This window comes from Pseudooceanicola algae, from assembly GCF_003590145.2.
Classification (GTDB): Bacteria; Pseudomonadota; Alphaproteobacteria; order Rhodobacterales; family Rhodobacteraceae; genus Pseudooceanicola; species Pseudooceanicola algae.
In genome coordinates, this window is sequence record NZ_CP060436.1 from 636,181 (window position 1) to 647,918 (window position 11,738).

Below are 11,738 nucleotides of genomic sequence, written 5' to 3' on the forward strand. Positions count from 1 at the left end.
AGCAACACCATGAGGCAGATCACCGGACTGATCGTCCACTGCACCGCAACGAAGTCCGATTTCATGCCCGGCGCCACGACCGCGCAGCGGGTGGCCGAGGTCAGGCGCTGGCACGGCCAGGACAACGGCTGGAGCGACATCGGCTATCACTACCTGATCGACAGGGACGGGACCCTGGCCACCGGGCGGCCGCTCGATCGCACCGGGGCGCATGTCGCCGGACACAACACCGGGACCATCGGGATTTCGCTCTTCGGGGGCCACGGCTCATCCGCCGACGACGCCTTCGGCGATCACTTCACGCTGGGCCAGGAGCGCGCGCTGCGCAGCCTCCTGGCAGACCTGCAGGACCGCTTCGGCGCGCTGCCTGTGACCGGCCACAATCAATATGCCGCCAAGGCCTGTCCCGGATTCCGGGTGCCGTCCTGGTATGCCGCCGTGCCGATGGCCGCGCCGAAGGCAGACTGGACGCCGGACCCTGCCGAGGCACCGGTCAGCCCTCTCGCATCCTTCCTTGCGCTGTTTCGGCGCCTCATCCGGGCGTGAGCCCATCGACCGAAAGGACCTTCCATGTCTTTCCAAGCTTTCATTCCCGCGGCGCTCGAGCCCGCGCTAACCGAAGTGGTCAGTGTCATGGCCCTGGCCGTCATCGGCTGGATGGCCGCGCGGTTCCAGAAATGGACCGGTGTGCAGATCGAGGAAAAGCACCAGCGTGCGCTGCACACGGCGTTGATGACCGGGATCCGCGCGGCGCTGGAAGGCGGGCAGGTGGACAAGGATGCGCTGGTGGCGGCGGCGGTGGCCCATGCCGAGCGCAGCGTGCCCGACGCGCTCAAGGCTCTGAAGCCGGATCCGGAGGCGCTGGCGAGTATCGCGGCGGCGAAGATCGCGGAGGCGATGGCGCGGTGAGTGGATACCAGAGATACGCCGCTCTTTCCTACACGCCCGCTTATGGCTGTGTCGACATGCGCGGTGAATACCGAACCTTCAGCGCGGAGGTCTCGATCGAGCAGGGCCTTGCGATGGAGGCTGACGGCATTCCTGTGATGTGGGTGCATTCGTCCTGCCCGGCGTGGGCTGGTAGGTTTGCCCGGTTGTGGATGAGGGCGCAGCGGCTGCTGACGTGGCCGTCCAGGGCGGGCTGATCTGTCTTCTGAAGCAGCAAAGGCCCCGGCATTGCTTCCGGGGCCTTTTGCGTTGGGTGGGCGAGCGTACTTACAGAGGGTTCTAAGCCGTGGAGGCCGAGGTCTCGGGTGAAGGGGAGCACTTGGGGCCATTATAACAAAAGAAGCCCCCGACTATGCGGAGGCTTCTTCACTATTCACAGACCTCAAGCTGCCATCTGGTCGGCATCTTTCATTCGTTCGTTTGTGCCGAAGAACGGCTGTGAGCGAAGAGTGGCTAAGTCCATCTTAGCCATCGCTGCCCTGACGGCCATGTCGATAGCCGCCATTTGGCGGTCATAATTGGTCATGGTGTCCTCCACTTCGATTTCCTTGCTGCGTCACGTGTGGTTGGATATGAGGCGGCACGTGATTCGCACTTTACAGTATTTATACTTTTGAGAGGTAAATCCAAGATCCTCGAATATCAGCGATTTTGAACGCCCCGTCGCCGCGGAGGGCATCAGTGAAGTTATGTCCGAAAGTACGTTCAACAGGACTCTTGAGGTGGAACTTGATATGGTCGCTCGCGAGTTCCCCATACGCAAGATCTAGTGCTGCGGAGAAGACCCCGACCATTACGTCTATGTATTCGTCATAGTCGATCGTATTATCGAAATCAAATTTTGGTGACGTTACGATGTGCCGAATGCGAAGCACTTTACCAGTGTACCCGGGCAGGAATGTCCTGTTCGCTTGAAACGCGGCTTTCGGTGCCCCGGCTACCTTCAGGACGTAGGTCGCAGCGTTGAGAGTTGGCGTCCCGCGCGCGAGTTCGTCCAAGATTGGGAGAGAAGCTGACGCATAGTCAGCCAAGTTCTCTTCGTAGTCTGAACATTCCTGCTCCCACGCAGTCATGAGTTCGCTCCACGTGGGGTCCGATGTCGATGCCTTCAGAGCTTCGTTGCTCATCTTCTCTCCTAAAGCTTGTGCTTCCTGTGACATGGCTTAGCCTAGAACTTCCAGCATTGCGACATATTCTCAGTGTTAGATCTGCTATCGCTGTGTGTTTCCCATGGATCGTGTCAGAATAGGAGCAGGGCTATGTTGCTTGAATTCCCGTCCGGTGTTGCGTATGCCTGCCAGCTTTCTTGGCAGTCGATCCACATCCTCTGTGTCAATCCGATGGGTCTCCGTGTGCGTTTACCTCTGGCTTGGGATGAGGGTATGTCGCTGATCGAGATCCCCTCATTGCCACGGGAGTGCAAATCGGCACGGGAGTTGCTTGTTGAGCTAAGCGATTTCTTCGATGTTCCTTGTAGCAACTACGACGCGCGCGAATTCGGCGCTGCACAAGTGGCGGTCCGAAGGAAGCACGAAACGACCTTGACGAAGTTAGCCGACAACATGATGGACATCTATTCTGACCTTAGCCGGTACGAGGAGCGCGTCCGTGGCCGATGAAGCGAAAGACGTTGCTGATCACCTGTTCGTTGATGCGCGGACGGTCAGCGGGCAGGGCTTGCACCGCGAGAAGGTCATCGCCGCCGCAGGTTCGCGCCAGGTTGAGGGTTGGTATCAAGTCGATATGAACCGCGCCGGGTTTGCCGGAGACTTGAAACCTGAGAAGGATGAGAGTCATGGAAAAGAGCACGATAGCCAACCGCTATTCACCGGAGGTCCGCGCCCGCGCGGTTCGGATGGTGCTGGAACACCAGAGTTCCTATGAAACGCAGGGCGCCGCGATAGCGACGATTGCACCGAAGATCGGCTGTATTCCGCAGACGCTTGCAGTCTGGCTGAGGAAGGCGGCGAAGGACGCTGGTGCTGCGGGTGGCTTGACCAGCGATGAGCGGGATCGGATCAAGCTACTTGAACGCGAGAACCGTGAGTTGCGTCAAGCGAATGAGATCCTGCGCAAAGCCTGGCATCAACTCAGACGGGAAGGCTTCGATGTCGCCCGTTGCACGGTGGCGCGGCTCATGACCCAGATCGGGCTGCGTGGGGCCGTTCGTGGCAAGGTTCTCAAGACCACGCAGAGCGATACAGCGCCACCATGTCCGAAGACAAGGTGAACCGCCACTTCCGAGCACCGGCACCGAACATGCTGTGGGTGAGCGACTTCACCTACGTCTCAACCTGGGCCGGATTCGTCTACGTGGCCTTCGTGATCGACAAATTTGCCAACCACATCGTTGGTTGGCGGGTGTCAGGGTCGGCCAAGACGGACTTCGTTCTGGATGCGTTGGAGCAGGCGCTCTACAAACGACGCCCCGATGGGGACGGCAGCCTGGTGCGTCACAGCGATCGCGGGTCCCAATACGTCTCCATCCGTTACACTGAACACCTGGCTGACGCTGGCATCGAGCCCTCAGTCGGCAGCGTCGGAGACAGCTGCGACAACGCCCTGGCCGAGACGGTCAATGGCCTCTGCAAGACTGAGGTCATTCGCCGTCGTGGTCCTTGGAAAAACCTCGAGGCTATTGAGATGGCGACCCTCGAATGGGTGGACTGGTTCAACAACCGTCGGCTGCTTGAACCCATCGGGAATATCCCGCCTGTAGAGGCTGAAGCCAACTACTAAGCGCAGCGTGCCGGGCTCGATATGGTCGCATAAAGTGAAGCAATTGGTCTCCGGCAAACCCGGCGTGGTTCAAGATAGGAGGACTGACCATATGCCGGCCATGCTTTGGATCCAGTGCGCCTGCGGCCACCAGGCGACCCGTGCCATCCCGAGCTTCGAGGGTATGACGCGTGACCGGGTGCTGCCCGCGGCGAAGTGCGGGCGGTGCGGGCAACGGGGTGCCGTGGATATGCGGATCTTCTGGGATACGGCAGACCCCGAGGCGGCTACGGATGGCGGATCTACGAAGCGTTCCCCAGTTCAATGAACCTACGTGAACCTGCGAACATTGGCAGAACGGGGTTTCGGAGCCTTTTAAAAAGAGGGCCTTGGCCGAAACATCAATAGGTTGGCTGGCGGGACCTTCGTTCACATCGAAGATGTCGGGGGTTCAAGTCCCTCATCACCCACCAGATTTCGCTCAGCGCGCCGCGACTTTTCGTCCGGCGCGCTGATGTCGTTTTGGGGGCGTTTCAGGAGTTGTTTGAGAAGCGGCAGGTCAGGGGCTCCCGGTGCGATACCCTTGCGGGGACGCTCTTGTCAGGGTTGCGCTGCGCTGCATGGCTTTGTGCATTCCGCCGGCTGCCTGCCTTTTGTGCGACAAAACAGTTAATTAGACGAATTTGAGGCGGCGCGCGGACAATCCTCTGCTTGAAACTTCCGGGCCAGTCTGGAAAGTCTGAGGCATAGGCGCAGGAGAAATTGATTTATGGGTTCCGAAACCTCCTCGGCGTTTCAGCACCGGCTGAAGGCGCTTGTCCGGCAGATTTATCCGGAACATGACAGCAAGATTTTGGCGAAAGGCCTGACAGAGGCCTTCTGGCCCGAAGGGACCGAGCGCCGCAAACGGGGCCGCGTCCCCGGCAACCGGCAATGGTCGGAACGCGACGCGATGATGATCACCTATGGCAATTCCATCGTGGACGGGCGCTACAAGCCGCTCGATCTGCTGCGGGATTTCATGGAAAATCACCTGACCGGCGTGCTGAACGGCGTGCATATCCTGCCGTTCTTTCCCTACACCTCGGATGATGGTTTCGCGGTGACCGATTACCGGGCGGTCAACCCGATCCTTGGCGATTGGGCGGATATTCAACGCATCGGCTCGGAGTTCCTGCTGATGTCGGATCTGGTGCTGAACCACGTGTCCAGCTCCTCGGCCTGGTTCAACGATTACCGTCAGGGGCATCCGCCCTACGACAAGTTCTTCTTCGAGGCATCGCCCGAAGACGACCTGTCCGACGTTGTCCGCCCGCGGACCCATCCGCTGCTGCGTGAAGTGAAGACCAGCCGCGGGCCGAAGCATGTCTGGTGCACTTTCAGTCACGATCAGGTCGACCTCGATTTCCGCAACCCCGAAGTGCTGATGGAATTCCTGCGCGTCATGCGCCTGCATATCGACAATGGGGTGCGGATCGTCCGGCTGGATGCCGTGGCCTTCATCTGGAAGGAAATCGGCACCAAGTCGATCCACATGCCCCAGACCCATGCCATCGTGCGCATGATGCGGCTGTTTGCGGACTGGGCCAGCGAGCCTGTGATCCTGCTGACCGAAACCAATGTGCCCAACCGCGAGAACCTCAGCTATTTCGGCAACCGGAACGAGGCCCACGCGGTCTACAACTTCTCGCTGCCGCCACTGATCCTGCACGCGATGTTGTCGGGGACGGCGGAATACCTGATCCGCTGGCAGGGGGCGATGCCGCCGGCGCAACTGGGCTGTGCCTACCTGAACTTTACCGCCTCCCACGACGGGATCGGCATGCGTCCGGCCGAAGGCATCCTGTCGCCCGACGATACCAGCGCGGTGATCGACGCGGTGCGCCAGTTCGGTGGCAAGGTGTCGATGCGGGCGTTGCCCGATGGCGGCGAATCCCCCTACGAGCTGAATATCACCTGGTTCAGCGCCATGGCGGGGACCTTCGCGGGACCGGACGAACACCAGATCACGCGGTTCCTCGCATCCCAGACAATGATGATGGCGCTCGAAGGCATTCCCGCTTTCTACATCCATTCCCTGTTGGGCTGTCGCAACGATGTCGAGGGCGTGGAAAAAAGCGGCCAGAACCGGGCCATCAACCGTCACCGCTGGGAATATACCGAGCTTCAGGACCGTCTTGCCGATCCTACCTCGGAACAGCATATCATCCTGGAAGAGCTTTCCCGCCGCATCCGGATCCGTCGTCGCCAGCGCGGCTTCCACCCCAATGCGACGCAGTTCACCCTGCAACAGCTCGACGACCGCCTTTTCGGCATCTGGCGTCAAAGCCTTGACCGGGATCAGTCGATCTTTGCGATCCACAATGTCTCGGCCGATGCGATCACCATCGATCCGCTGGAGATCAACCTGATCGACGGCGAAGCCTGGGTCGACCTGCTGAGCGGCGAGGAGATCCTGCCCGAAGGCAAGATGATCCCCTTCGCGCCCTACCAATGCCGCTGGATCACCAACCGCGGCTAGCCGGGCCATGCACCGGGGCTGATCGCAGCCCCGGTGAGTCTTCATCCTGTCAAAGATACTTCGGGGAAAAGCGCGTCAGCAACTTGGGGCAGTGCCCCCGGATCCTGTGGCAAGACGAGACGCGTCCGGGGGGCAGATCCCCCCGAACCCCCGCCGCAACATGTCAGGCGTATTCCTTCAGATCCTCCGCCACGGCCTTCAGCATATCCGTCATCAGGTCTGGATCAGCCGAGTGCACCCGGTTCCAGGTCGGGATGAAGGGTGTCTCGGATGGCTTTTCCAGGAACATCTGCCCGGCCGTGATGATGTTGTCGGCAAATAGTTCGACCGCGTTTTCCTCGGAATGCCGGTCGAGGTAGAGCCCGTTGGCCTTGGCATCGTTGTAATAGCAATCCAGCACATCCAGAGCCGAGCGATAATAGGTCGCTTTCAGGGTCCGGAAGACTTCTTCGTTGAAGACCGTGCCATCGGCGGCCAGCTTGCGGAACATGGCCTTGCAGATGTCGATGGACATGCGCGACAAGCCGCGGCTCTTGTCCTCGGCGCTCAGATCCTGGTGCTTGTGGTCGTAATGGTCGGCGATCTCGACCTGGCAGACCGATTTCGGCGCCAGGTTGCGCCAGGCCTCGGACAGCACTCCGATCTCAAGTCCCCAGTCGGACGGGATGCGCAAATCCGGCAGGATGCCGGTCCGCATCGCCATTTCGCCCGACAGCGGGTACCGGAAGGCGCGCAGGAAATCGAGGTAATCGCGATCCCCGATGGTACGCTTCAGCGCGATCAGCAGCGGCGAGACGAGCATCCTGCTGACCCGCCCATTGATCTTGCCGTCACCGACCCGCGCGTAATACCCCTTGGACAGTTGATAGGGGAAATTCGGGTTGGCGACCGGATAGACCATCCGGTCCAGCATTTCCTTTTCGTATGTGACGATATCGCAATCGTGAATCGCCACCACCGAGCTGTCCGCGCAGGCGATCAGGAAACCGAGGCAGCCCCAGACGTTCTTGCCCTTGCCGTTCTCGATCGGGCCAAGGCCCAGCTTTTCCAGCCGGTCCTGGATTTCCAGCATCCGGGGGCTGGAGTTCCAGATCACCACATGGGTCTGGGGCAGGACCGAAAAGAACTTGCGAGCGTGTCGGTACTGTTCCTCGTTCGCCTGATCAAGGCCGATGACGATCCGGTGCAGGTAGGGGACTTTTGCAAGTTCTTCCAGGATGTTGGGCAGGGCGTCGCCTTCCAGTTCGGAAAAGAGCGACGGTAGGACCAGGCTGATCTTGCGGGTCGCGGCATAGCTTTGCAATTCGCGACTGATATCCTCGTCCGAGCGGGTGCGCAGATTGTGGATGGTGGCGATATTGCCGTTCTGGTGAAAATCAGCCACCGGGGGCCTCCTGTGCGAAAAACGGGTGCGGGACTATAGCGCCCACTCTGATAGTAGCGGCAGCATCATCTCGTTCCAGCCTTCAGGACCGAATTTCGTGCTTCGGCGAATTTCGCCCCGCGCGATCTGCGCGAGATCGGGCAGGGCATTGCCATGGGGATTGGCGATGACGATACCGATATCGGCCGAGGCCAGCATTTCGGCGTCATTGGGCGCATCGCCAAGCGCCACGCTGCGCCCGGCGCCGTACTGCGCGGCGACCTCTACCATGCGGTCGGCCTTGGTGCCTCCATGGGACAGGGTCAGGTAACGCCCGCCACGCCGCGCGGAAATTCCGCTTTTGGCCAGGACGGCGACAAAGGCGGCCTCATCTGCGGCGCTGCCCGACCAGATCCCCGGTTCAGAAAAGCTGCGTCGACACGCCATCGCGGCCTGTTCAGGCGGCAGGCCGGCGTTTTCCGCCACCCCGTGGGGGCCGAGGTCGCCGAACCCGCGAAAGGACCCGCGCAGTGCGGGCGGCAGCACATCCAGCGCCCGGCGCAGATCGCGGTAGGCGTGGCCCCCGACCTCTGGTGCGGCATGGGCGGGCAGCAGCCCGGCGCCATTTTCGACGATGGCAGGGCAGGCGGCGAGGCCCAGTTCATCGCGCAGCACCGCGATCTCGGGACCGGTCTTGGAAGAGGCCAGGATCACGGGCACACCGAGGTCCTTCAACGCTGCAAGCGCGGGCAGGGCGGCATCATAGCTGTAGCTGGCATGATCCAGCAGGGTTCCGTCGAGGTCGGTGAAGACAATGAAGGGGGGCTGGGTCATGACACCTCTTGCGCAGCATGCCGGTCATGCGCTAGAGCGCGTCCGGCGGGTGATTAGCTCAGTTGGTAGAGCGCTTCGTTTACACCGAAGATGTCGGGGGTTCGAGTCCCTCATCACCCACCATTCAAGCCTTTGATATTATTTATTATATCTCGAACGTTCGCGTCTTTTCGAAGTGGTCCTAGGTTTTGTGAACCAAGTTACCAACGTTTGACACTTCTGCAAGTCGAGGCGAATCCAAATCCGGCCTCAAATCAACGGTTCGAAGCGGCCGTCGGCACCGCCCTCGAGGCGTCTACTCTGGTCCATCCCGGGTGGCAGGTTGACTAAGGGTATCCGGCATCTCGCAGGCCCACGCATTCCGGCCCTGAGCCGGACGTTCGTGACCAACACGACAAACGTCAACTTCTCTTCGCTGCGCGGGTCCTTCGGGCTACCAGGATAAGTAGCAGCTACTACCGGGTTTCCTCAGCGGCCCGGCTATTCGCACCGATGCCCTAATCTACTTCTTCGCTTTCGCGATTTCCTCCAAAGCGTCTGCCATACGTTTCCGCTCAGCAGCTTTGCGTTTGCTAGAGCGACTAATCAGAAAGATAGGCAAGCCGAACAAAAGTACGATAATCAAGAGGCCCGGCAGGCCGATGTTGTTAAGCACGCTGGTCTCTGTCGCTTCTTCTGTTTTCGGGTGCATAAGTTGTTGCGCAAAGAATCTAGCAAAATCAAGGGCGCGGTTCTCTGGGGGGCCAGGGGCGTTCGTGCACCTTCGGCCCAAACCGGCCGTTATTAGTGGCACGGCGCGGGCCGCGCCGCAGCTCGTCGAACCGGACATTTGTCGCACCGGCACTTGGCGCTGTGGCTGTGCCGGTAGCAGACGCCAGAGCGATTGCCGGGTTTGAGGACGTTTGCGCAGCCGCGCATGGCGCAGGTGCGGATCATTCCTGGCCTCTCTTGCGCGCCTCACGCGCCGCATGCTCCAGCTCGGTCACGGCCATGATGGCTGGCTTGACCTCGGTAGGGGCATGGTCATAGCCGCGTCCGAAGCGCCCGTTCAGGCGGGGCGCCATGGCGATCGGTATCAGCTTCCAATTCGACGGTTGGTGTTGGTCTTGTCACCGTCCAAGCACTTCAGCCGATGGCCCGCGGGGATGACCGACTTGGCAGGCGCCGTGGTGACGGCGATCAAGGGAATCCGTTTGACCCCGTCCCACACCCGCATCATCCACCCGGTCGCCCTTGCGCCGGATATCGCAAGTGAGTTTGCCAGCTGCCTGAACCTTGGGAAGGGCGTGGGGAATGATGGGGCCTCGCCCTCCGGTCCCGGTGGCAAGGCCGAGATCGCGCTATCCCTCCGCGGAGGTACGGGACAGAGCCCCGTAGCGGTCGCTAACCTCGCATCTCGGCGAGTTGCGCCAGGATGCCGGTGTAATTGTCCACGCCCTGCGCGCCGGTCACCAGGTGCTTGCGGTCAAATACGACGGCCGGCACGCCGGAAATGCCCTGCTGCTGCCAAAACTGCTCGGCACTGCGGACCTCATCGGCAAAGCGCTGATCATCCAGCACCGCGGCGGCCTCATCGCGCTCCAAACCGATCTCAGCGGCAACATCGGCGAGCACGGCATCGTCGGACAGGTTGCGCTGATCGGTGAAATGCGCGGTGAACAGCGCCATTTTCAGATCATGTTTGCGGCCCTGCAGACCGGCCCAATGAAGCAGTTGGTGCGTGTTGAAGGTGTTATGCATGCGCGAGTCCCTGGTCCACTGGAAGTCGAATCCCAGATCGTCGGCCAGCGCCTTCATCTGCTGGCGCGATTGTTCGGATTGCTCTGGCGTGCTGCCATATTTCTCGGCGATATGTTCGCGGGTATTCTGGCCCTCCGGAGGCATCTGGGGGTTCAGCTCGAACGGATGCCAGTGGATTTCATGCTCGGTGCCGGAAGCCTCCAGCGCGCGGGAAAGTTGCCGGTAGCCGATGATGCACCAGGGGCACATTACATCGGAGACGATATCGATACGAAGGGGATTGGTCATTTTCACAAGTTCCGTTCCGGGCAGGTGACATGACGGTCTTCGCCAAGCCAAGGCCGTAGATCATTGATTTCGACCCGCTGAGGATGCGGTTCGGCAGTATTCGGGAGTAAAATAGGACGCGGTACGGCGATTTTCCATAGGGCGCACCCGTTTCGTTCCGGAACTGAGGCGCACCATGCGCGAACCCGGGCCGCGTCTTGGCGGGTGCTGCTGGCGTTGAATTCGACTTTGGTGGGGCGCGCGGATCGCATGGATTGCCGGGGAAGGCGGGGCGTTCGGGTGGCCTGATCATCGGGCGAACAAAAAGCCGAAATTTCGTCTTGACGCTCGACCGGCCACAGCCTAGAAGCCCCCCCACGGCAGATGCGCGGTTGTAGCTCAGTTGGTTAGAGTACCGGCCTGTCACGCCGGGGGTCGCGGGTTCGAGCCCCGTCAACCGCGCCACTGCCGTAGATGAAAGCGCCCAGACCCTTCGGTCCTGGGCGCTTTTTCATTTGGTGTTCCATCCGTTTTTCCGGTTGTCTTCCTTGGGGACTTGTCGACGCAGCGCGCGCGCGCCCAGGCGCGACACCCCGCCCGCCATCTCATGTCCCTGGAAGCAGACACGACGAACGCGCGGGTGGATGGCCGTGGATTTCGGGGTCTCCTTCGGGACGGATCAAGGGCTTGCGAAAAACCGGTCAGGCGGAGACTTTTTGCATTGACGGTCCCTGCGGCTCGGTCTATCCAGCCCCTCACGCGCGGTTGTAGCTCAGTTGGTTAGAGTACCGGCCTGTCACGCCGGGGGTCGCGGGTTCGAGCCCCGTCAACCGCGCCACTTTCCTTACAGATCAAATGGTTATTCACCATTTTGGGGCCATCATTCCTGGCCTCAGGGCCGCGAATGCAGGTCAGCATAAGTATAGCCGTCGGGCCAGGTACCGATCCAGAGCCAGCGTTTGCGGTGGCTCAGTTGCAGGCTGACGTGCTGCAGGTGATTGAGGTCCAGCCAGACCCGGATCGTGCGATCTTTCTGTTTGAAATAGGGCGGCTTCAGCTCCGCTCGGGGTCGAAATCGGATGATGCCGCGTTCGACCGTGCTGTTGGGGCTGGCGGTGCCATCGACCTCGATCTGGACAAGGCCGCGCATCTGATCGTTGCGTTCGGCGCCGGTGGTATGGACAACATCGCGGATAAACAGGATCTCACGCCGCACCTGGTCGAGCGGGGTGGAGGCCTGAGGCTCTGCCTCGATGGCCGCGATCCGGGCGGCGAATTCTTCTTCAATGTCGAAGGCCATGGGCTCCTCCTTGCAGGGTGGCCCATGGCAGGGCGCGACGGGGGCGG

At 60.9% G+C, this 11,738-nt stretch carries 13 protein-coding genes, 3 tRNA genes and 1 pseudogene; 9 read left to right on the forward strand and 8 right to left on the reverse strand.

What is annotated here, in order from left to right; translation table 11 throughout:
* Nucleotides 1-9: 9 nt before the first annotated feature.
* Both PSAL_RS03085 and PSAL_RS03090 read left to right on the forward strand, forming a co-directional pair.
* Complete coding sequence (locus tag PSAL_RS03085) at nt 10-546, forward strand: N-acetylmuramoyl-L-alanine amidase (protein ID WP_196222823.1); 537 nt, start codon at nt 10-12, stop codon at nt 544-546.
* A gap of 24 nt (nt 547-570) precedes the next feature.
* Nucleotides 571-909: a hypothetical protein gene (locus tag PSAL_RS03090; protein WP_119839838.1), complete on the forward strand. Its 339-nt coding sequence runs from the start codon at nt 571-573 to the stop codon at nt 907-909.
* A gap of 421 nt (nt 910-1,330) precedes the next feature.
* Here PSAL_RS03090 and PSAL_RS03095 read toward each other — a convergent pair whose 3' ends face one another.
* Both PSAL_RS03095 and PSAL_RS03100 read right to left on the reverse strand, forming a co-directional pair.
* Nucleotides 1,331-1,474: a hypothetical protein gene (locus PSAL_RS03095; protein WP_196222824.1), complete on the reverse strand. Its 144-nt coding sequence runs from the start codon at nt 1,472-1,474 to the stop codon at nt 1,331-1,333.
* A 79-nt stretch (nt 1,475-1,553) separates the two neighbouring features.
* Complete coding sequence (locus tag PSAL_RS03100; protein WP_119839840.1) at nt 1,554-2,075, reverse strand: hypothetical protein; 522 nt, start codon at nt 2,073-2,075, stop codon at nt 1,554-1,556.
* A gap of 132 nt (nt 2,076-2,207) precedes the next feature.
* Between PSAL_RS03100 and PSAL_RS03105 the strand changes: the two genes are divergently transcribed.
* The 4 genes and pseudogenes from PSAL_RS03105 (at nt 2,208) to PSAL_RS03120 (ending at nt 6,187) form a co-directional block, all read left to right on the forward strand.
* Nucleotides 2,208-2,567, forward strand: a complete 360-nt coding sequence (locus PSAL_RS03105) for a hypothetical protein (protein WP_119839841.1) — start codon at nt 2,208-2,210, stop codon at nt 2,565-2,567.
* Nucleotides 2,557-2,832, forward strand: coding sequence for a hypothetical protein (locus tag PSAL_RS03110; protein ID WP_147407641.1), 276 nt, complete (start codon nt 2,557-2,559; stop codon nt 2,830-2,832). Before PSAL_RS03105 ends, PSAL_RS03110 begins: the two co-directional genes overlap by 11 nt.
* Nucleotides 2,744-3,687, forward strand: a pseudogene (locus PSAL_RS03115) (IS3 family transposase). The gene PSAL_RS03110 and the pseudogene PSAL_RS03115 overlap by 89 nt, the downstream one beginning before the upstream one ends.
* A 748-nt stretch (nt 3,688-4,435) precedes the next feature.
* Complete coding sequence (locus PSAL_RS03120) at nt 4,436-6,187, forward strand: sugar phosphorylase (RefSeq protein WP_119839843.1); 1,752 nt, start codon at nt 4,436-4,438, stop codon at nt 6,185-6,187.
* Between the two features lie 163 nt (nt 6,188-6,350).
* Here PSAL_RS03120 and PSAL_RS03125 read toward each other — a convergent pair whose 3' ends face one another.
* Entirely contained in the window at nt 6,351-7,571 is a 1,221-nt protein-coding gene (locus tag PSAL_RS03125; RefSeq protein WP_119839844.1) for a glycosyltransferase family protein, read from the reverse strand.
* Nucleotides 7,572-7,604: 33 nt separating this feature from the next.
* Nucleotides 7,605-8,384: an HAD-IIB family hydrolase gene (locus PSAL_RS03130; protein ID WP_119839845.1), complete on the reverse strand. Its 780-nt coding sequence runs from the start codon at nt 8,382-8,384 to the stop codon at nt 7,605-7,607.
* Between the two features lie 47 nt (nt 8,385-8,431).
* On the opposite strand from PSAL_RS03130, the gene PSAL_RS03135 reads away from it, so the two are divergent.
* Nucleotides 8,432-8,507 (forward strand) — tRNA-Val (locus PSAL_RS03135).
* Between the two features lie 379 nt (nt 8,508-8,886).
* Here the strand turns inward: PSAL_RS03135 and PSAL_RS03140 are convergent.
* From PSAL_RS03140 to PSAL_RS03150, 3 genes are all read right to left on the reverse strand, one after another.
* On the reverse strand, nt 8,887-9,213 hold the full coding sequence (locus tag PSAL_RS03140; protein ID WP_196941897.1) for a preprotein translocase subunit YajC: 327 nt from the start codon (nt 9,211-9,213) through the stop codon (nt 8,887-8,889).
* A gap of 103 nt (nt 9,214-9,316) precedes the next feature.
* Nucleotides 9,317-9,448, reverse strand: coding sequence for a hypothetical protein (locus tag PSAL_RS19300; RefSeq protein WP_269212596.1), 132 nt, complete (start codon nt 9,446-9,448; stop codon nt 9,317-9,319).
* 319 nt (nt 9,449-9,767) lie between these two features.
* Complete coding sequence (locus tag PSAL_RS03150) at nt 9,768-10,412, reverse strand: DsbA family oxidoreductase (protein WP_119839846.1); 645 nt, start codon at nt 10,410-10,412, stop codon at nt 9,768-9,770.
* A gap of 367 nt (nt 10,413-10,779) precedes the next feature.
* On the opposite strand from PSAL_RS03150, the gene PSAL_RS03155 reads away from it, so the two are divergent.
* A tRNA-Asp gene (locus PSAL_RS03155) sits at nt 10,780-10,856 on the forward strand.
* Nucleotides 10,857-11,152: 296 nt separating this feature from the next.
* Nucleotides 11,153-11,229 (forward strand) — tRNA-Asp (locus tag PSAL_RS03160).
* A gap of 54 nt (nt 11,230-11,283) precedes the next feature.
* Here the strand turns inward: PSAL_RS03160 and PSAL_RS03165 are convergent.
* Nucleotides 11,284-11,691: a hypothetical protein gene (locus tag PSAL_RS03165; RefSeq protein ID WP_119839847.1), complete on the reverse strand. Its 408-nt coding sequence runs from the start codon at nt 11,689-11,691 to the stop codon at nt 11,284-11,286.
* Between the last annotated feature and the right edge of the window lie 47 nt (nt 11,692-11,738).